20 protein-coding genes are annotated in these 20,500 nt (G+C 50.7%); 15 read left to right on the top strand and 5 right to left on the bottom strand.

Going from position 1 to position 20,500, the window contains the following annotated elements; all coding sequences use genetic code 11:
• Positions 1 to 82: 82 nt before the first annotated feature.
• From CBW46_RS15275 to CBW46_RS15250, 7 genes are all read left to right on the top strand, one after another.
• Entirely contained in the window at positions 83 to 283 is a 201-nt protein-coding gene (locus CBW46_RS15275; RefSeq protein ID WP_089200862.1) for a helix-turn-helix transcriptional regulator, read from the top strand.
• A gap of 5 nt (positions 284 to 288) precedes the next feature.
• The gene (locus tag CBW46_RS15270; protein WP_089200861.1) at positions 289 to 582 is read left to right on the top strand and encodes a hypothetical protein; all 294 of its coding nucleotides are present in this window, start codon (positions 289 to 291) and stop codon (positions 580 to 582) included.
• 5 nt (positions 583 to 587) lie between these two features.
• On the top strand, positions 588 to 1,742 hold the full coding sequence (locus CBW46_RS15265) for a zinc metalloprotease (protein ID WP_089200860.1): 1,155 nt from the start codon (positions 588 to 590) through the stop codon (positions 1,740 to 1,742).
• Between the two features lie 19 nt (positions 1,743 to 1,761).
• Positions 1,762 to 2,673 (top strand): ABC transporter ATP-binding protein, encoded by a 912-nt coding sequence (locus tag CBW46_RS15260; protein WP_089200859.1) that lies wholly within the window; start codon positions 1,762 to 1,764, stop codon positions 2,671 to 2,673.
• Positions 2,666 to 3,964: an ABC transporter permease gene (locus tag CBW46_RS15255; RefSeq protein ID WP_089200858.1), complete on the top strand. Its 1,299-nt coding sequence runs from the start codon at positions 2,666 to 2,668 to the stop codon at positions 3,962 to 3,964. Before CBW46_RS15260 ends, CBW46_RS15255 begins: the two co-directional genes overlap by 8 nt.
• 90 nt (positions 3,965 to 4,054) lie before the next feature.
• Positions 4,055 to 4,213 carry a hypothetical protein gene (locus tag CBW46_RS21395; protein ID WP_165842336.1) on the top strand — a complete coding sequence of 53 codons (159 nt, stop codon included), beginning with the start codon at positions 4,055 to 4,057 and terminating at the stop codon, positions 4,211 to 4,213.
• A 181-nt stretch (positions 4,214 to 4,394) separates the two neighbouring features.
• Entirely contained in the window at positions 4,395 to 5,360 is a 966-nt protein-coding gene (locus tag CBW46_RS15250; RefSeq protein WP_089200857.1) for an ATP-grasp domain-containing protein, read from the top strand.
• A 164-nt stretch (positions 5,361 to 5,524) separates the two neighbouring features.
• Here the strand turns inward: CBW46_RS15250 and CBW46_RS22340 are convergent, their stop codons facing one another.
• Positions 5,525 to 5,749: a GNAT family N-acetyltransferase gene (locus CBW46_RS22340; protein ID WP_424446554.1), complete on the bottom strand. Its 225-nt coding sequence runs from the start codon at positions 5,747 to 5,749 to the stop codon at positions 5,525 to 5,527.
• Positions 5,750 to 5,925: 176 nt separating this feature from the next.
• Here CBW46_RS22340 and CBW46_RS15240 point away from each other — a divergent pair, with 176 nt between their 5' ends.
• A complete protein-coding gene (locus CBW46_RS15240) occupies positions 5,926 to 7,353 on the top strand; it encodes a magnesium transporter CorA family protein (RefSeq protein ID WP_089200855.1) in 1,428 nt (475 codons plus the stop codon).
• Between the two features lie 126 nt (positions 7,354 to 7,479).
• Here CBW46_RS15240 and trhO read toward each other — a convergent pair whose 3' ends face one another.
• From trhO to CBW46_RS15225, 3 genes are all read right to left on the bottom strand, one after another.
• Complete coding sequence (gene trhO, locus CBW46_RS15235) at positions 7,480 to 8,382, bottom strand: oxygen-dependent tRNA uridine(34) hydroxylase TrhO (RefSeq protein ID WP_089200854.1); 903 nt, start codon at positions 8,380 to 8,382, stop codon at positions 7,480 to 7,482.
• Positions 8,383 to 8,724: 342 nt separating this feature from the next.
• The gene (locus CBW46_RS15230) at positions 8,725 to 9,549 is read right to left on the bottom strand and encodes an SDH family Clp fold serine proteinase (protein ID WP_089200853.1); all 825 of its coding nucleotides are present in this window, start codon (positions 9,547 to 9,549) and stop codon (positions 8,725 to 8,727) included.
• A gap of 330 nt (positions 9,550 to 9,879) precedes the next feature.
• Positions 9,880 to 11,292 carry an alpha-L-fucosidase gene (locus CBW46_RS15225; protein WP_165842335.1) on the bottom strand — a complete coding sequence of 471 codons (1,413 nt, stop codon included), beginning with the start codon at positions 11,290 to 11,292 and terminating at the stop codon, positions 9,880 to 9,882.
• Positions 11,293 to 11,619: 327 nt separating this feature from the next.
• Between CBW46_RS15225 and CBW46_RS15220 the strand changes: the two genes are divergently transcribed.
• From CBW46_RS15220 to CBW46_RS15205, 4 genes are read left to right on the top strand one after another with little or no spacing between them, the layout of a single operon-like run.
• A complete protein-coding gene (locus tag CBW46_RS15220; RefSeq protein WP_089200851.1) occupies positions 11,620 to 12,705 on the top strand; it encodes a LacI family DNA-binding transcriptional regulator in 1,086 nt (361 codons plus the stop codon).
• Positions 12,706 to 12,758: 53 nt separating this feature from the next.
• A complete protein-coding gene (locus CBW46_RS15215) occupies positions 12,759 to 14,072 on the top strand; it encodes an ABC transporter substrate-binding protein (RefSeq protein ID WP_089200850.1) in 1,314 nt (437 codons plus the stop codon).
• A gap of 18 nt (positions 14,073 to 14,090) precedes the next feature.
• Positions 14,091 to 14,966, top strand: a complete 876-nt coding sequence (locus CBW46_RS15210) for a carbohydrate ABC transporter permease (protein WP_089200849.1) — start codon at positions 14,091 to 14,093, stop codon at positions 14,964 to 14,966.
• A 17-nt stretch (positions 14,967 to 14,983) separates the two neighbouring features.
• Positions 14,984 to 15,787 (top strand): carbohydrate ABC transporter permease, encoded by an 804-nt coding sequence (locus CBW46_RS15205; RefSeq protein ID WP_089200848.1) that lies wholly within the window; start codon positions 14,984 to 14,986, stop codon positions 15,785 to 15,787.
• Between the two features lie 246 nt (positions 15,788 to 16,033).
• Here CBW46_RS15205 and CBW46_RS15200 read toward each other — a convergent pair whose 3' ends face one another.
• Complete coding sequence (locus tag CBW46_RS15200) at positions 16,034 to 17,116, bottom strand: lipocalin family protein (RefSeq protein ID WP_165842334.1); 1,083 nt, start codon at positions 17,114 to 17,116, stop codon at positions 16,034 to 16,036.
• Between the two features lie 291 nt (positions 17,117 to 17,407).
• Here CBW46_RS15200 and CBW46_RS21390 point away from each other — a divergent pair, with 291 nt between their 5' ends.
• The 3 genes from CBW46_RS21390 to CBW46_RS15190 all read left to right on the top strand — a co-directional run bounded on the left by CBW46_RS21390 (position 17,408) and on the right by CBW46_RS15190 (position 20,467).
• The gene (locus CBW46_RS21390; RefSeq protein WP_165842333.1) at positions 17,408 to 17,563 is read left to right on the top strand and encodes a hypothetical protein; all 156 of its coding nucleotides are present in this window, start codon (positions 17,408 to 17,410) and stop codon (positions 17,561 to 17,563) included.
• Positions 17,564 to 17,963: 400 nt separating this feature from the next.
• Positions 17,964 to 19,439 (top strand): sugar ABC transporter ATP-binding protein, encoded by a 1,476-nt coding sequence (locus CBW46_RS15195; protein WP_243633335.1) that lies wholly within the window; start codon positions 17,964 to 17,966, stop codon positions 19,437 to 19,439.
• Positions 19,440 to 19,468: 29 nt separating this feature from the next.
• Entirely contained in the window at positions 19,469 to 20,467 is a 999-nt protein-coding gene (locus CBW46_RS15190) for an ABC transporter permease (protein WP_243633334.1), read from the top strand.
• The last annotated feature ends 33 nt before the right edge of the window (positions 20,468 to 20,500 follow it).

Below are 20,500 nucleotides of genomic sequence, written 5' to 3'. Positions count from 1 at the left end.
AAAGTATTTTAAACAAAATGTTAAAAATATTTACCTTCCTATGGAGTATGTTGTATAATCAGGTAGAAGGTGGTGATGCAATATGCTCTCGAATCGGATTGTTGTGTACCGTGCGGAGAGAGGGTGGACGCAGCAGGATTTAGCAGACCGCACGGATGTGAGCCGGCAAACTATCGCTTTCGTCGAGAAGAACAAGTATAACCCTTCGCTGATACTTGCATTCAAGATCGCCAACGCCTTCGGGGTGCCGCTGACGGACGTATTCGATTATAAGGAGGAATGAGTATCATGAATGACATATTCACTTTGCTGCTCTTTGGGGGAATTTTCATTCTGGGTGTCGCCTTTCTGGATAGGTTCACCAAGAGTAAGGAAGCCCAAGATGAAAGAGGAAAGATCATTCAATACCAGGTGCAAAGCTTCCTTTTCCAGTTCACCTACTGCGGTGTCGGCGTTCTTCTGGCACTTGAAACCGGAGGGATGTTGACTAGCGAACAGTTCAGAAACAGTATCCTTTATTTGATGCTGTCTACGTTTCTAGTTGGAGCAGTGTATCTATTTTGGCGGAGAAAAAGGGGGTGACGAGGATGACGGCTATGCCGCGTAAGTGGTTCCGGCCGCTGATCGTAATCGCCGCAGCGGTCTGCGTACTGCTAGTTTTGGCGCTGTGTATCCCGGATAAGCGCGAATTTTTCATCCATCTTGTGTTGGTGCTTCTGGGCGGCTTGATTGCTCTATGCGTGCACGAGCTTGGACACACCGTCTGCGGATTTGCCGCGGGATTGCGATTCAAAGAGTTCACTGTAGCGTTCCTTACCATTGATACCGATGGTGAAAAGCTGCGCGTGAGAGAAAACACGAGCTGGGCCAACGTTGGGGGGCTTGTTTTATTCATACCGGCGACCGATAACGTACAAGAGATGACGTCCAAATGGCAGCTGCTTGCGGCGGGAGGTCCGCTGTTCAGTATTTTGTTTGGCAGCGCTGCGATGTTATTGGCCGACTTGTCCACGTATCCCGGATATTTGATGCAGGCTGCCGGCTTCATCAGTCTTGCTGTTTTTCTTCTGTCCGTCGTACCGCATTTCCCCGGCTGCGGCTATTCGGATGGCGCGGTGGTGTGGCTGCTGCATCGTGGCGGGCGCCGGGCCGAACGCTACTTGTGCTCTGTGCTGCTGCTTCCTTGGCTGTATGGCGCCGCGACGCCGGCGCGGTGGCCGACACGCCTAATCCGCCAAGCGGAACAGCTGATCGCGCCCGCTAACCATCCGCTGCAATCGCTTGCCGAGTGTATGGAAGAGGCCGGACTCCGCGTGCTGCTGTACTATTACAATATGGCTGCTGGAAAAAGGGAGCGGGCTGCCGAGCTGTTACGTCCGATCGTTGTGTATCGCCGGAAAGCAGCACCGGCTGCGCCTGCTCTCGAAGGCATCGATAGCTTGTATGCCACGCACCAAGTATTGTGGGGGGGAGCTGCCTCGGCAGCCGAGCTGCAAACGATTGCCGGCCGCATCAGCCGACGGGAGCCGATGTATCCGCGTTTTCAGGCGGCATGGCTCACTTGGCAGCGCAATTGGCCGGAGGCACGCATGGCGTTGGCGGAGGCGGAGGAAATATATGACCGGCTGTTGAAGCCGTTCGGTTACTCGGTAGTGGAGCACGAGTTTCTCGAAGAGATTCGCCGAAGGATTCAGCATAGTTCGCGCGAATTCGACCGGACGCCGACCGGGCAGCAAGCTTGAGTAGAAGGGGAGAGATCTGATGAATCTACCACCATTACAACTACAGCAGGTGTGCAAGCAGTATGGCGGGAAAACCGCTGTGAACGGCATTAGTTTTGAAATTGCGGCAGGTGAGATATACGGCCTGCTGGGCGGTAACGGAGCGGGGAAAACGACGACCATGAGAATGGTGCTGGGATTGATTTACCCTGACGATGGCGGTATCCGGTATCACGGCCGGAGTTACAGCCGCGAGCTGCTGCCGCGGCTCGGTTACTTGCCTGAGGAGCGAGGATTATATCCGAAACTCAAAGTGGACGAGCAGCTGATTTATCTGGCGCGGCTGCGCGGCATGGATGGCAGGACAGCGGACAAGAATCTGAAGAAATGGCTGGAAAAGTTCAATATCGCTGAGTATTACAACAGAAAAGTAGAAGAGCTCTCCAAGGGAAATCAGCAGAAAATCCAATTTATCGCGGCGGTGATTCATAATCCCGGTATTATCGTCCTGGATGAAGCTTTCAGCGGATTGGATCCTGTCAACGTTGAACTGTTGAAGAGCGCAGTCAAGGAATTGCGTGACAGCGGCAAAACGATCCTGTTCTCCACCCACCGTATGGAACATGTGGAGGAGCTGTGCCGTAATATCACCATTTTGCATAAGTCCAATCCAGTGCTGCAGGGCAGCGTAGCGGAAATCAAAAGCCGCTTCCCGCGGGAGCGCGTCCTGGTTGACATCGGCGGGCAAGAATTACACGGTTTGGAAAACATCCCGCACGTGCGGCAAGTGACGCGACATGAGCACGGTTACGAGGTGAACATCGCACGTGCCGAAGCCGCGCAGCTGGTATTGCAGCATGCTCTCGCACAGGGAGATTTAACACGGTTTGAGATTGTTGAGCCGACGCTCAACGAAATCTTCATAAGAACGGTGGGTGAAGCTGTTGAGTAGCTTTGTGACTGTAATGACCTTTACAATGCGGAATAAGCTGCGGACGAAGGCTTTTTTAGTTACTATTCTCATCATCTCTATCATCCTGTCCGTGGTTGGCAATCTGCCTTACATCATGGGCAAGGTGCAGTCGACAGAGCCACAGAAGATCGGCTTTGTCGAAGCAGCCGCCCCGGGGGTAACAGCACCGCTGAAATCCTACTTTGACCAAGCGCAGCAAGAGACAGACGTCCGGCTGATACCGCTCAAGCCAACCGGTTCCCAATCAGATACAGAGGTCGCGCTGAAACAAGCTATCGCCGATGGCAGCGTCGACGCGTACCTGACGTTCGAAGCAAGTCCGGATGCCGGCTTCCCAAAGGTGACTTACAAGTCGGTAGATGTGCCGAACAGAGGCACGTTGGCTGCGTTGACAGCAGCGCTTCGGCAGATTAAGACGGAAACCGTGCTGCACGACACACCACTGAGCAATGAGCAGAAAAAGCTGCTCTTCTCCCCGGTTGACATTGATATGCTCCAGATTTCCGCTGACACAGACACCGGCACGGCAGACGACGGCAAGACGGAGGCGGAACGAAGAATGGCTCTCGGCTTGGTGTACACGCTCATCATCGCGCTGTTCATGGGCGTTATGATTACAGGTCAATTGATCGCCAGTGAAATCACGGCGGAGAAAAGCTCCCGGGTGATGGAAATTCTAATCACCAGCGTATCACCGCTCACCCAGATGTTTGGCAGGATCGGAGGCATGTTTCTGGTCGGCCTTCTGCAGCTTGGCGTGTACGTTGCGGTTCTGTTGATCAATCTCGTACTGCCGCATAATCGGGAGCAGTTGGCAGCCTTCAACATTGATGCGGGCAGTATTGAGCCAATGCTGCTGTTGCATGCCGTCATATTTTATCTTACCGGATATTTGCTGTATGCTGTCTTGTACGCGGCCGTGGGCTCCGTGGTCAGCCGGACAGAGGATCTTGCGCAAGCGCTTATGCCGCTCACACTCTTGTCGTTGGCGGCGTTTTACATCGGCATATTCGGCATGGCACAGCCAACGTCGGCGTTTATTCAAATCTGCTCGTTTGTTCCGTTCTTTGCACCATTCGTCATGTTCCTGCGTATCGGGCTCGCGGATCCGGCGGCGTGGGAAGTGGCACTATCGCTCGGCATACTTGTGTTGTCCATCGCTGTGTTTGGCTGGCTTTCCGCTCGGATTTATCGGACGGGAGTGCTAATGTACGGAAAACGGCCGAATCTGCGCGAACTGCGTAGAGCGATGCGTGCCTTCAAAGTTTGACATGGCTTGTCAACCACGCAGTATTTTGGTAACATCTAGGAGGATGGGTGAGAGCTTATAAATCCATTAGTCTTGGGAGGTAGAATCAGAATGAACACACATCTGTTTATCGCCGAACTAGAGACGCAGCGATTGAATCAAGCGCTTTTCATCCATGATGCAGCAGACCAGTCAGATGCAGCGGGAGCCCAGCTGAACGAACGAATCATATATACTACATTGGCAATAGGCGAAGAAGGCGGCTGCTAGAACTTATTTCTATTTAATACCTTGAGGATGATGCATAAGTCGTAGCGATTCTCTTGCCCATCCTGTATACCCCCTCGGGAGGCCAGTCGGCGTTGAATACGCGGCATGCTTTCCGAGGGTCTTATTCGTGTCGGCGTGCCCAGTTTGGGCAGCGCTTTCAAACAAATTGGGAGGAGATAGGATGACAAGCCGACCTACGATAGGCATTATCGGAGCCGGCAACGAACGACATTGCGTATATTTAGCCGATGAGCTGAGAAAACAAGGGGCAGAGCCGCTCATCATGGACAACACCTCCACTTTGCCGTTTCCTCTTACTCTTGGCACCGGCAGCGGTATGCCTGATTCATACTACAATGACCATTCATTGAAGGACGTGCAGGTATTTTATCTTCGAGCGCTGTACCTTCCGACGCCCGCATTCAATGCGCAGCCGTTGGAAGCGCAAATCCGACAGGAGGGATATGTGGCATACGCCGCGCAGCGGGAACGCTACGCTGCATGGCTATCCTATCTGAAGTGTCTGCCGCTGCAGAATAAGCTTTTGGTAAATCCCATAGACAGGCTGCTGATTCATTTTGCCAAACCGTTTCAGATGGCGTTCCTCCACCGCGAGGGGATTCCGGTTCCGGCTACGCTCGTGACGAGCGAGGCGGCACAGGTGAAGGCTTTCGCCAATGGCCGGGATGTCGTGTATAAGCCCGTTGCCGGCGGAGCGCACTGCCGCAAGCTATCGCAAGAAGATCTCGAGCCAGAGCGCTTAGCCGCCTTGGCGAATGCTCCTGTCATGTTTCAGCAGCTCGTGCCGGGTCAGGAAGTACGCGTGTTTGTGCTCGATGGCAAAGTCCTGGGAGCGTTCGCGATCGAAAGCAGCGCTATCGATTACCGCACGGGTGAGGCCGCAGTGACTGCGACCGAGATCAGTGCAGCGGTAGCAAAGCTCAGCATCCGAGCGTGCCGCGCGCTTGGCCTACTCTTCAGCGGCGTGGATGTAAAACTGGGCAGTGACGGTTCGGCAGTGCTGCTCGAATGTAATCCCAGCCCGATGTTCGAAGGATTCGACCGGCATGCAGAAGTTTCTATCGTCTCCCAGCTTGCCTCCTTTCTCATACAAGAAGCTGCTGCCAGAAGTGCAGTGGGGATGTGAGCTCTCGGGGCGTCCATCGAGGGCTCCACCTAGAAGCTGAATAATTCATTCATTTCACACACCACATACTATCTACTAGGCTACCTTGTCATAGGCAGCCTTTTTTTCAATCCAGTTTCGACCGGGGTAGCGTGTCCATTGGTCGAGAGGTGACAAGCTAACTTTTACTGGATCAACCAATAACTCCCGAAAATAACCTTGTAAAAACCACTCTTCTCATGTTCTCCAATAAATTGGTCCATACCAAAAACTCGTTCTTTACTCTGATAGCCATATTCTTGCAGTGTAGTGGAGTCCAATTCATAACACTGCATATAGTCAATGGGGGTATCTTCATACTCGACAATTAATGGTGTTACCGCATGGATTCCTTTAAGGCGCGTCCGCATTTGCCATCGGGTTTTCACCGCTCAATTATTCCATACTGCCGTATGGGTTTCGGCAGCTGCTCACAGCGGATCGCCCAAGCACCGGCTTCGGCTGCTGCTGCTGGAAGCATGTGTGTGGTTCACACAAATGCTTGCTTGGTTAAAGTGATGTATGCGCCGGATCGGAGGGGAAGCGGATGGCTGCGGCAAATTTAGAGGAAAAACAGGCCACACGAGCTCTGCATAATTTCATTTTTCCTTTTTCCCTGAAGCAAAACTGCCAGCTGGATCTGAAACAGCAAATACAACAGCATGGCTTTGAATTTTTCTCGCTGAATAACTTGCGTCTGGAGGACGCCTATTACGGTGATGATTACCGCGTGTCCCATCGGAATATGGAAAGATATTATTTGCCGTTCACCGCAAATATTTTGTTCCCACACCAAGAGAACGCGGACTGCTTTCAGAGGTTCTCCAAGCCCATGCGGCACGATTGCGAGCTAAAAACACAGCTGTTTACAATTCCTTTCCGCATCATATCGGTGGACATTTTTTTGTGTCCGTTTCAGCTCGGGCTGATCACTATTCGCACGGAGCTCACAGCCGCGCACACCGATTACTCGTTGGCTGTTGAGTTTGCGAATCGGTTCAGAGTGCTTGAGGATGTCAACGCTCAGGATGACGCCACCTATATTGTGTGTGAAAATGCGGAATTTAAAGAAATCGAGGAATTCATTTTTCAGCGGCTGACTCCTTTCATCGTGCCATGCTTGGATAAAGCAGGCATGGTAGGTGCATATTTCGAGACACTGCCGTTTTTTGTGGATGAAAGAATGTACGTGCAAGCTATGTACTGCTTCGAGAATGGAAGTTCAATCGCCAACCATGACTTATACAGAGCAGCGCAGCTCGACGGGATAAACAGCAAAGGTGAGCCATACATCAGCGCCACCAACACGGACTATATCAAAGATTACTGCAGAACTCACGGCTATGTGAGGTGGAGCCCGGACACATTTTATATTGTGAATGAACACTCTTTCAACTGCTTAACGTCCGACCCTGATCAATTTAGCGTATTGGCTAATCAGATGTACGGAGAATACTACTATGGTATGCTGCTCAATTTATTTCATAAAATCGTACTGCTCAAACTGTCCAACCGGTATTCGCAGATCCAGGTGGAAAAAGATCACGAAGACGTTGAACATCTGATTCGCTCTATCACAACGTTTTCTTCAAAATACTTTTTCTTGGAGCTGGTCTCTCAGTCTCAGGGCAGGGAGATTTTTATGCAGCTGCGAAAAACTTATGGTAATGATGAGCTCTACCTCGACGTCAAACAGACGCTTACCGACTTGTTTGAATATCAAGGCCAATTTTCAGCGAAGCGCCAGAATTACTTGCTGCTGATTCTCACCATATACACGGTGATAGGCGGGATTTACGGCATGAACCAGGTCATCGAAGATTTAAAAGGAACGATAGATTGGAATAAAATCTGGGAGTATTCAATTTTTGAATGGATTGCACTGTTTGTGACTTTCAGCGGCATGGTCGTCGCATTCGCGTTAGGCTTTGCGGTGTTGATCAGGTGGAGCAAAGACAAGCTTAATAATACGTGACAAAGTATCAACGGAGTTTCTCAGCGAGTGTACCGTGGTGAATCTTATAAAAAAGCAGCGGCAGTCGGGATCAAATCAATGTCCCGACTGCCGCTGCATTTAGATGTGCTATCTAATTGTTTTTAATCAGTACTTTGCACCGGCAACTGCCATATCGTGTGTTTCACATTCTGCGGAACAATAGCCGCGTTGTGTGGTGAGGCAGTCGTCACAGCACAGATGCTGATGGTGGCAGGTGTCATCCTTGCAGTTGATATACGTTTCGGTTGGTGCGCCGCAGTGGTGGCATTTTCCTACCACGGTACTTTCATCGGTTTGGTTGACACGTACAGCAATACGCTCATCGAACACGTAACAACTTCCGTCGAATCCGCGGCCTTTCACCTCAGGATCTTTACCGTAGGTAACAATGCCGCCGTCCAATTGGTGCACATCATTGAAGCCTTCATTTTTCATCACGGCAGTCAACATCTCACAGCGGATACCGCCAGTGCAATAGGTGATAATTTTTTTATCCTTGTGCTGCTGCATGTTCTCCCTGATCCATTCGGGAAACTCGCGGAAAGAATCTACATCAGGCCGGATCGCGTTGCGGAAGTGGCCGAGGTCATATTCGTAGCCGCTTCTTCCGTCCAGTACGATGACGTCATCTCTTTGCAGCAGTTCATGGAATTCTTTCGGCTTCAAACGCCCGCCGCCATCGGTGACAGGGTTCAGCTTTTTATCGTAGCGAAGCGTGACAAGTTCTTTTCTGTAACGAACGAAAATCTTCTTGAACGCGTGGTCGGCACTCTCATCAATCTTGAACACGATATCGCTGAATAGGGGATTCCGGCGCAACTCAGCCATGTAGCGTTCCGTTTGCTCAACAGTACCGGACACTGTGCCGTTGATTCCTTCGTCAGCGATCAGAATGCGTCCTTTCACGCCAAGGTGTTTGCAAAACTGCAGATGTTCGGCAGTAAACTCTTCTGCGTTGGGTACAGGTACATATTTATAAAAAAGCAATATTTGATAGTCTTTGCTCATCGTTATCACCTCTCTATCTGTCTTGAACATAGAATGGCGGAAGAACAAAGGCAGTTGCCTTGTTCGTCCGCCTGTATGCTGCATACTCGGCAACGATATTTTTATTATCGTCTATCAATATTATATTATACTGCATTTTGGGTCAACGATAAAGTGGAATATATAGTTGCTCATCCCGAATCTCGCAGGTCGGACCAGGTGAATGCAAGGACATCAGTGCGGAGCGATATGGCGTACTAGTGCAGCAGATGCATAGCATTGCCTGAATATACGTGAAAAATGAGCACACACAAAACCACAATCACAGCACCACAGCCGACTAGAACGTAGTCGGCTGCTGCCTCATGAATTGTTTCTCCGGTTGCTTTGGTATGGAAGAGGTATGTATTGGACGGTCGGTCTGCGCGAAGGATTTTGCCGATACAATTCCATCAGCTCATATATCTCCCGGGGCAGTCCGAAGCGCACGGCCAATCCGAGCTGCTTCAATTCTTTGCCGCCCAGCGGGTAGTCGTGCGTCCAGTGGCCGCCCGACAACAGCTCCGCTACTTCCAATGCTTTCGCCTCACCCATCCTCGGCGTAAGCAGCTGTTTAACAAAATTCCGTACCTGCCGGATCGCCTTCTTAGCAATATCCGCCATGATCAGTGTGTTGTCGCTGATCTCGTCTGCTTTTTTTATTTTCGTGACCTCAATAATCGAAGCTGCCGGAAAGCGGCCTAACTGCGGATCGACGGGTCCCAGCACGGCGTTTTCATCCATGACGATTTCATCCGCCGCCAAGCTGATCATGGTGCCGCCGGACATCGCATAATGCGGGACGAACACGGTAACCTTTGCCGGGTGTTTGTTCAATGCTTCGGCGATTTGCTCCGAAGCCAGCACCAGCCCGCCGGGCGTGTGCAGGACCAGGTCGATCGGCATATCGTCCGGAGTGAGCCGGATCGCCCGCAGAATCTGCTCGGAATCGTCGATGTCGATGTAGCTCCGAAAAGGAATCCCGAGAAAGCTGAGCGTCTCTTGCCTGTGAATAAGCGTGATGGCACGGGATTTCCGGCTTAATTCGAGCCGCCGAATCGCTCTGAAGCGGGCGGATGCAATCTGTCTGTGCCGGATCACCGGGAACAGGGTGTAAATCAAGAGAAGAATCAACAGTAATTCAAACATGTGGTTAGCTCCCCTTGCCGCTTGTTGGTGCAGCTACCGTTAGACATGAAGTTGTGGCGCTGCGGTATGGTGTATTGTTTCCCAGCGTCGTGTGATCCATGTAAACCCCAGGCAAAAAGTCATGCCGCTGCATCCAGTTGGGTGTGCGGCCGCACACCACAAGACCAAACACACTTGAGACGCGGCGCGCGCTTCAGTGCGGTGCGCGGCAGGGCGCACAAAAAAGCTGGCACCTGCAGGCGCCAGCTGGCACAGCGGATTAAATTTTGTGCGTGCGAGCTGCCGCATCAGCCATCCCAATGGCTTTAACACATCTGTAGTCCCACAGCGCTACACATTGGCGGTCAGGAAACCGCTTCTCCTAAAAATCTCGCCATATTTGTTTTCCAGGCTTATTTTCGGTTTTTGCATGGCACGGAATGGCTCAGGCGTTATTTTCAAGCTGTAAGCGTGCGGGTTAGGAACCTGTCCGGGCAGCTCAATGCTCAAATCACTAGCTTGCTGTGTCCATGCCAGCTCCTGATTGGTCCCAAGCAGCGTGATCGTTGTGCCCGGCTGAGCGAAGAGGCCTTTAATCGTCACCTCGGCCGATGAGTCCGCGCCCAGGACGGTGGCAAACACGTGATCATCTTTTGTCGTAAATCTCACCGCACTTCCGTCAGCGGTCTCACCCTCAGAGTCTACCCACGCCCGAGTCCCGTAAATCGCTTCGCTGTTAACGTGCATAAAAGCTCCCAAAGCTAGCAATCTGTCCACTTGCACAGCATCCAGCGTGCCGTCCGCCTTTGGACCGACATTGAGAAGAAGGTTCCCATTTTTGCTTACTACGTCCACGAACATGTTGATCAATTCCTGCGGCGTCATATACTCGTCGTTTTGGTTGTAGCCAAACGAGATGCCGAGTCCCCGTGTCATTTCCCAATAGAAAGAGGGGATATTTTTAATGGCCGAATACTCGGGAGTGGAGAAATCGCCGAGCTGCATTCCATTTTCCTCTTGCCCCCAGCGGTCGTTGACCAATACTTCATCCGGGTTCGCCGCCTGGTTATAGAAGTATGATATCAGCTCTTTACTTTGCCAGGTGGCTGCATAGCTTTTCTCATGCGGCTTCCAGTAGTCATCAGACCACAGCAAGTCCGGCTTATAGCTGTCGATTAATTCTTTCATTTGTTTATGAGAAAGATCACGGTATAAAATATGTGGAAAGTTCGGGTAATACCAGTTAAATGTCAGAGAGTAGTAGAGCCCCATTTTCATGCCCTCGGCTGTAACCGCTTTAGTTAATTCCCCGGTGATGTCTCTGTGTGGTCCGGTATCCATGCTGTTCAGATGGCTTTGCTTGGTCGGCCACATGCAGTAACCGTCCGAATGCTTGGTCACGAGTACAACATACTTGGCGCCGATGTTCTTAAATAAGCTCGCCCAACCGTGCGGATTCCATTGGTCGGCAGTGAATCGTGGAATGAAGTCTTCATATTGGAAGTCCGCGCCGTAAGTGTCCACATGATATTTCCAGACAGGAGTGTTTTTGTACATCATCCCATAGCCGTACAGCTCCGCATAAGGGTGATGGCCGATGGTTTCGTTGTAATATTCTTTTTTCTCGCCGTATGTCGGCGCCCAGGCCGGCACGGAATAGACCCCCCAATGGATAAATATCCCCAGCTTTGCATCCATAAACCATTTGGGCAGCTTATGCTCATTGAGCGACTCCCAAGTCGGTTGGTAAAGTACTCTCGACATTAAGTTATTTCCTCCTGTCAGCGTTCTATAAATCATCCATATCGTACCGAATTAAGTAAATTAGGTCAATAAAAAAAGAAAAATCTAGTGAAAAATAATAATTATTTTACTAGTTAATTTACTAAAATATTATGCCGGAAAGGTGAGGTACGTTTCTTTTGTCTGGATTTAAACTGAGATTGCATGACTCAGCTTGAAGCACATGCCAAAGCGCTGCTCACATTTCTCCACGTCGAAACTAGAAAAAGTTGTCGTTTTATATTGATTAATCACGTAAAGTTTAATATATTTGAGTAAAATATAACCAGTGATGGGAGCGGCAAACAAGTGACAGTGAAACTAAAAGACGTCGCCGAGCGGGCGGGTGTGTCGCTGACAACGGTGTCGAGATTGTTGAAGGAGCAGGATCAGATTTCGGTGTCGAAAGAGACGGAAGACCGCATTTGGACTGCCATACGCGAATTGGGATATGACTTGAGCCGCGGAAAGCGGGGTTCAAAGAAGCCGCTGAAGAAGCTCAGGAAAGTCGGCTACATTCTGCAAATTACGAAAGAGAAATTCGAGGATACCTTTTTCTCCAAGATCATACATGGGATTGAGCAGGAGATTATCAGCCAAAGGTATGAGCTCGGTTTTGCTTATACGGTGCCGGATCTGGAAGATCCGGTGATTCTACGGCGGGTTTTGAACTCTGAAGCGGATGGACTGATTTTCATCGGCAGTATTCCGAACGATTTACTTCAGACGCTGGTGGGCCGCATTCCGAATTGTGTTGCCACCCTCGCTGTGCCGGGTCAGCACCAGATAGATTGCATTACGATAGATTATGAGAAATCGTTCTATCAGCTGGTCAGGCAGCTAATTCAGGCAGGACACAGGGACATCGCTTTTTTTGGCGGCAAGAGCTACGGTGTGTCTCCGGAGGAGCGGGCAGGCTCGTTTTTCGATAAGCAGGATGAAAGATTTCAAGGCTATTTAAAGGCGCTGCTGGAAAGCGGCATCCCGATTAGGGATGAGATCATCAAGGACGGAAACTGGGAGTTGGACACGGCTTACCGCAAAATGACCGATATGCTGCAAAGCGGCACGAAGATAACGGCGGTCGCGGCTTCCAATGATCGCATGGCAATCGGCGCTATGAGGGCCATCCAAGAGAGGGGCCTGAAAATACCCGAGGAGATCTCCGTGACCGGATTTGATGATATTGAAATGGCGCAGTTTGTGTTTCCCCCCTTGACCACGATCACGTATCACAAAGAGGAAATCGGGCGGTTGGCCGTCAGACTGCTCACGGAAAATATGCAGCCGCAGAACAGAATCGCAGCTGCAAAAAAGATCGTGCTGCCGGCCGCCATCGTCGGGCGAGAATCCGCTAAGACAATACTCCAGCCCCACGTTAAACTGCCGGACTGAATATCGGTTTCGGCTTTTATATACAACTAAAATAATGACATTGGAGGTTTATCATGAACAGATGTAAGCAATTGTTCGGCAGGATTCTGCCGCTGGTTCTCGTTCTGGCGCTGCTTGCCGGCTGCGGAAGCCCGCAGGGTGAGGAGACGGGCGCTGCGGGGGGAGCGGGGGATCCGACGACCATCACGTTTTGGGGATGGATTCCTTTCAACTCCGAGATGGAAAAAATCGTACAAGCGTTTAACCAAAAACACCCCGACATTAAAGTGGATTACCAGATCATGGACTGGAACAATTACTGGAACAAGCTGACTTTGGATTTGAATACCGGCGCGGGTCCGGATGTTTTCGCCATGAATTACGGCTACTATGCTAAGTTCAAGGACAACATGACCGAGCTGACGCCTTTGGCCGACACCGTGATCGGGGCAGACTGGAAGACGAAGTATAAACAGGACCTGCTTGAAGGCGCTTACAGGGACGGGGAGCTCCGCATGATGCCGGCGGCATTTGGGGGACAGTGGTACATCTACTATAACAAGACCTTGATGCAAGAAATGGGCTTCAATGTTCCGAAAACTTATGAAGAATGGTCGAGCTTCAGCAAACTGGCCGGTTCCACCGCCATTCCAATCTTGTTTGGAGGCAAAGAGTCGTTAAACAATGCTTATTTGTACCACTGGTTAGTGAATTCGATACAGCCCGGAATCGTGCAGGATGCCGCCAAAGGCAAAACCAAATTCACGGACGAACCATTTGTGAAGGCGTTTGCTGCATTACAGAAGATGTATGCGGACGGACTCATCAAAGAGTCATCGTTTGGCATCGCGGCCAACCCTGATGCGGACAACTTATTCAAGAACAGGAAGGGAGCAGCCTTCTTATCGGGATTTTGGCTTACGGGTCCTTTGCTTGCGGGACAGCAATTGGCAGGCACGGCGATCGAGAAGGACGAATTAGGCGTAGCGCTCATGCCGAACCCGCTCGGCAAAGAGACGATTGTAGGTGAAATCGACCACGGCTGGGTGATCAATGAAAATTCTGAACACAAAGAAGCGGCGATGAAATTCGTTTCTGAGCTAACGACGGGCGAGAGTGCCAAGATTTGGCTGAGCGCACTTTTCGCGCAGCCGGTGGCCGCGGATATAGCGATGGATTACGGTGCAATCAAAACGGAAGAAGCCAAAAACACGGTCGGCGTCATCGAGGATTCGGTGAAAAACCTGGTGGGACCAAGGTCCTCCGGTATTCCGGAAATCGACAATAAAACCGGAGATGTTATCATGGCCGTGCTGCTGGGCAGCATGACGGTGGACGAAGCACTGAAACAGATCCAAGCGGCCTATGACAAGCTGCCCAAATCCTAGATAGGGCGGTGCAGTCCGATGCGAACGAAAGACCATGCTGCTTACTTATATATCATTCCAAGCTTGCTGTTTATTCTTATGTTTCTTTTTTTGCCCATTCTGTATAACGTCTTGGTCGGGTTCACAGATTTAAGAGGGGTAAAATTCGAGAAAATGAGCTTCATCGGATTTGCGAATTATGTTCAGCTCGTTTCCGATCCGATTTTCTTAAAGTCGCTTACAAACGTTTTCGTCTTTATGCTGCTGACTTTACTGTTTCAGATGGGGCTGGGCTTGCTGCTGACGGTATTTCTGGCAAACAAATTCCGTGGTCATCGCGTTATGGAGCTTATCTTTTTCATGCCGGTCGTGCTCTCGTCCGTAGTCATTGCACACAGCTTCAATCAAATTTATGAGCCGAATTTCGGCGGGCTCAACCGTTTGCTGGACTTCCTCGGCTTGGGCGACTTCCAACGCATTTGGCTGGGAGATCAGACATGGGCGCTGTACGCGATTCTGGCGGCCAACATCTATCAATGGACCGGCATGGGAATCATCTATTACAGAGTTGGACTGGCTAACATTTCACAGGAGATCTATGAAGCGGCCAAGATAGACGGGGCCGGGTTTTGGCAGCAATTGATCCGGATCACCACCCCGCTGCTGAAGTACAGCCATCTGACGATCATGCTGATGACGACAATCGGCACATTGAAGTTTTTTGATTTGGTGTACATTATGACGGGCGGCGGGCCGGCGGGCAGCACTGAATTCCCGATGACCTACCTGTATAAAAGGTTGAGCATGGAAGGGAACAACGGCCTCGGCAGCGCATTGGCTACCCTTGTGGTCATTTTGGCGATTGCGCTTGCTGTCGTCCAGACCAAAGCATTCAAGAAAGTCGATGTGGATTAGAAAGGAGGCTTTTCAGAATGCAGGTTGCAAAAAACTACCGGTATTTGCTGATTGCATTGTTAGCCGCGCTTTGCGTGCTGTGGTTAATGCCGGTATACAACGCGGTGACGGCATCATTGATGACACATGGCTGGGGAAATTATGAGAAAGTGCTGGGCTTTAAATTGAAAGGCCAGTTATTTCTGCCGAAAATGTTAATCAACAGTGTCATCGTCGTCGGTACGTCGATCTTACTGATTCTGCTCGTAAGCATGTTGGCCGCATTCGCCTATTCGAAAATGAAATTTCGCGGCCGTCACTTTTTCTACTTACTCACATTGGGCTTTTTTGCCGTGCCGGTTATCACAATACTGCAGCCGAATACGGTGATCCTCAACTATCTCGGCTTGCGTAACACTTATCTGGCTATGATCATCCCTATGACAACGATCAACATTCCGATCGCTCTGCTGATTTTCAAAAACTACTTCGACGGCATCTCGAACGCGTTTATGGAGGCGGCAATGATCGATGGCTGCACGCGTTTGCAGACTTTTATTAAACTGATCATCCCGATTTCGGTGCCGGCGATTGTCAATGTGTTGATTGTGGTATTTCTCAACGGATGGAACGACTATGTGATTCCGTTAATGTTCAACTCCAAGCCGGAGCTGTTCACGTTGACATTGGCGCCCGGATTTTTCAGCACCTCGATGTACAGCGGGGAAATCGGGACCTTGTATGCGAGCATCATCGTGATTGCGGTGCCTACGTTGTTATTTTATCTTTTCATGCAGCGCTACATAATAGAGGGCTTGACGGCGGGAGGTATTAAGGAGTAGCGGTTCAGATGCGGACGCGGGGGATGTGGCTGTGCTGCAAGGAGTGCGTTGTTGACAAAAAAAAAGAGGAGTCTGCCATGGGGCAGCTCCTCTTTGCATATCATGCTGTGACTTGCAGCCAGATGGCATTCAGCTTACAGCGATCCCACAAAGCCCCGGAGGGCCGGCTGCTATCTATGCAGTGTGTCGTCCTGCAGCGCAGCTGCATGGTTCAACACCGTTGCTTTTCCATGTCCGTTTTTGCGATTAGTCTGCATACCCCACTAACTCAGTGAACCCGTGACCATTGATCAATATACGGACGCCTTTCTCAGAACGAGAGTGTCCAGACACTTTGCATGCGCCCTCCCATATGGCTCTCATCGGCCCTATTATGGGGATTTCTTGGCTCTTGGCCAGCGGGGTCACGTGCAGCTCTATAGCTAAATCCGGCAGCGATATCCGCCATTCCACCGGATACCTGACGCCCGTGTATAGGCTCTGCCAATGGGCAAGTGGTTCCAGCGTCACATTGTGGGATCTAGTCATGGCGCCATCTTTGCCGATTAATATAGCCGTAGGGGGAGCAGGGGCAGCGGAATCCGCTGCACGCAGCCGATTGATGAGCACATCGCGACCATCGTCCAGCTGCAGCCCAAACCAGTCCCAGCCTGTCCCCTGGATCAGCCCGTAATTGCGCCCCCATTGATGGTCAAACCATCCTTCGCCCGATACGGGCTCTGTCACTCCGGTGTCTGCGTGATACAGCTCTCCTGTTACGGTGTTGCGTGTGACGGAATAGTACTGTAGTCCGTTCATGCTTCCTTGCGCATCAATAATAGCAACGGGTTTTACCGGCGCGAAATGTAAGCTTGCGCGCGTCGCCCCGCCGCTGAGCTGCAAATGGAAATGCGATGTTAGGTCGTCTGCAAAAGTCAGTTCGGAGCGGCCGTATTTCAACCGGGTCGGATGAGATTGCACCGTTACATTTTCCAGCCATTGAGGCGTTGAGTTCCGGTTCCTGCGTGTACCCGTGGTCTGCTGCTTCTTGGTGATGGCATTCATAATATGATACATAGGAAGGTACAGCCCAGCGAGCTGAAGGGCGAGCCTGCAATCCCAAGCGGATTCGCTGCGGGATCTTTTGTCATTTACGCGCAGCAAGGAATGTATTAGATAATGGCCTTTAAGGACGGGTAGTTCGCCGATCCGAAAGAACGAAGCCATCAAAGCATAACGGTTCCCCTGGGCGCCTGTGAGAAACGCATAGCAGTACCACCATTCCAAGTTGGCAAAAGGATGGGGTGCCGCGTCTCTGGGGAATTTGATTGAGCCGTCGTCATGGTTCACAAGCCACACACCTGTCTTTTGTTTTTAACAGGATATGTGCGTTTGACCATACGGGAAACTCGTCCTGGGAAATGAGCACCGCGAGCGCTGTGCTATCGCAATTACTACCGAATCCGAAAAAATCGGGCGCACTCTCCCCGGACTCGGGGCCATTTTACACTAATTTATGGTATTTAATTATATATTTGGATTATACACTGGCCCAATTATATAAATTTTTTAACTAATCTTAATGATAATTTAAGAATGGTGCTATAAAATAGGGAAAACTGTTGAAAAGGTGAGGCAGGCATGGAGCAATACTGTATAAGCTATAAAGGCAAACAACTGCTTGGACCTATGTCCAGACAAGGAGCGGAGGAGAAAAAAAAGAGTCTCAGCCGGTTGTTCATGAACCTGGAAATTACTCCGTACACGCGCAAGAATCCGTATAACATTGCACAATGATGACACAGGCACCCATCCGGGTGCTTTTTTTCTTGCTGCGTGGCGGGTGCGGGGATAAACGCATACTGGGGGCATTTTGTTCATAAAGTGAACTAAGTGCAGCGCGCAGCCGGAGCTATTCGGTGATTACCACTCGTACGAACGCGGGCTCCCCCATCGCAGCTGCGTTAACAGCAGCAAAAGTGAAGGAGAAAAATTTCAGCTAGCATCTTCCAAAACTGCTTGAAAATTGGGAATCAAGGTGATACATTATGTATCATAATGGACACTTTGTTTAGAGGGTAAATTAAGTTACCAAATCGAGAGCGAGGGAGTGCTCAGAGACCACCAGCAAAATGAACGCCACCACGTCGGACGATGCAATATAAAATTTGGCAGCCTGCCAGGGAGGGGTGCACACGTGATTCTTAAAATGAAAGCGGTTTCTAAAACGTTTTATGGCGTCAAGGCATTGGATACCGTGGATTTTTCGCTTGAGGCGGGCGAGGTTCACGCATTGCTCGGGGAGAATGGGGCAGGTAAATCCACATTGATGAAAATCATCGCAGGCATCTACCAACCTGACAATGGGGAAATCACACTAAAAGGCCGCCCCGTGCACATTGCGTCTCCTGCCGTATCACAGCGCTTAGGCATCGCTATCATCCACCAGGAGTTAAACCTCAACCCCTACATGACAGTAGCGGAAAATATTTTCATGGGAAGAGAGCCGCGCAAGCTGGGATTCGTTGATTTCAAGAAGATGGAGGCGGATACGGTGCGCTTGCTCGAACAGCTGGGGCTGATGATCGATCCGCGTGCGAAAGTAGCGTCGCTAAGCATCGGTGAACAGCAAATCGTAGAGATTGCGAAGGCACTATCGATCAATGCAGAAATACTTATCATGGATGAGCCGACTGCCGTATTAACGGACCGGGAATCCGACAAGTTGTTCGCCCTCATACATCGGCTGAAAAACAGGGGCGTTGCGATCATATACATATCCCATCGGCTCAGTGAACTGAAGCTGATTTGCGACCGCATGACCGTACTGCGGGATGGCAAACACGTGATCACTCGGCCGTTTGACGGCATCACCGAGAGGGAAATCGCAAATCTGATGGTCGGACGAGAATTGAAAGAGTTGTATCCGGATAAGCCGTCCAAGTTTGGCGAGAACATTCTGCAGGTGGAAGATCTTACGTGTGAGCCGTATTTTCGCAATATCAGCTTCTCGCTCAAACAGGGAGAGATTCTCGGATTTGCAGGATTGATCGGCGCTGGACGCACCGAGTTGGCCAGTGCATTGTTCGGCGATAAGCGAATACAATCCGGAACAGTTTATTACAAGGGGAGCCGGCTGCACGTGAAATCACCGATCGATGCCGTTCGGTACGGGCTGGGTTTCGCAACGGAAGACCGCAAACAATCGGGGCTGCTTCTTGACATGAGCGTTACGCAGAACACAACCTTGCCGAGCTTGGCGGGCATCAGCCGGTTTGGTTTCATCCGCCGCAAAATGGAGAACCGGCTCGTCCGGGAGAAAGTAACTGAACTGAAGATCAAAGCTAACCAGGTGGATCGGGCGGTGAAGCATCTCAGCGGAGGAAACCAGCAGAAGGTCGTTCTGGCCAAATGGCTCGTCGCCGAAACCGAGCTGTTCTTCCTGGATGAACCGACGCGGGGAATCGATGTCGGGGCGAGGCGTGAGATTTACAATCTCATTTCAGAACTTGCGGCACAGGGAAAGGGGATAATCGTCATTTCGTCGGAGCTGCCTGAGCTTCTCGGATTATGCAACCGGATCATCGTTATGCATCAGGGGCGGGTGACCGGTGAGTTGGATCACACGGAATCCACAGAGGAAAAAATAATGGCGCTAGCCGCAGGAGTATAAATCTAATTTACGAGAGGAGCTCACGTACTATGGCAAACGGGCCAATTGAATCTATGGTGCAGGATGCCGACCTAAGCCTGGCTCGCAGGCAGCAGAACCGGGAAAGGCTGAGATATGTGTGGGAACAGTACAGCGTCGCTTTCGCTTTTATCATTTTAGTCATATTGGCTGCTTGCATCAGCGACAGCTTCCTCTCGCTCAGCAATATTCGCAACGTGCTGAGGCAAATATCCATAGTTGGCATCATCTCCATCGGGATGACCTTTGTTATTCTGCTCGGGGGGATCGACTTATCCGTTGGTTCGGTGTTGGCTTTGTCAGGCACGGTGATCATGGCCTCGCAAGTCGAATACGGCATGTCCCCCGGCATGTCTATCCTTCTGGGTTTGGCGGCAGGGGCTCTTATTGGCGTGATAAACGGGTGCATGGTGACTTACGGTAAAATTACCGCCTTCATAACGACGCTTGCGATGATGACGATCGCGCGCTCGATTGCTCTCTATTATGCGGATGCAGGCGCGATCTCGGGCAGCAGCACGGCATATAGCGAAATCGGAAACGGATATATGCTTGGCATTCCCATCCCGGTAGTTATTTTTGCCGTTACCGCTGTTGCCGCCTATATCGTTCTTGAAAAGATGGTGCTCGGCCGCCGGATATACGCTGTCGGAGGCAACATACAGGCGGCGCGCCTCTCGGCAGTGCCTGTGTACCAAGTGACGATTCTCGCTTATATGATTTGCGGTCTTACAGCTGCGATCGGGGCGGTGATAGAAACCGCCAGGCTCAACTCGGTATCCACGTCCAGCTCCGGCCATATGTATGAGTTGGATGCGATAGCGGCGGTGATCATCGGTGGCACCAGCCTTGCCGGAGGACGCGGCCGCATTATTGGCACACTTTTCGGGATTTTGATTCTCGGGGTTCTGAGCAACATCCTGAACCTTGTGAATATTTCACCATACATTCAGGGGGTGGTTAAAGGAGCGATAATAGTTGCCGCGGTCATTCTGCAAAAAAGAGATTAGTTTCAAGGGCACGCAATGATGAACTGTTATTCT

The organism is Paenibacillus xerothermodurans, from assembly GCF_002220865.2.
Classification (GTDB): domain Bacteria; phylum Bacillota; class Bacilli; order Paenibacillales; family NBRC-103111; genus Paenibacillus_S; species Paenibacillus_S xerothermodurans.
Note: the sequence above shows the minus strand (reverse complement) of the source record. Positions and strands in the feature narration are given on the sequence as shown.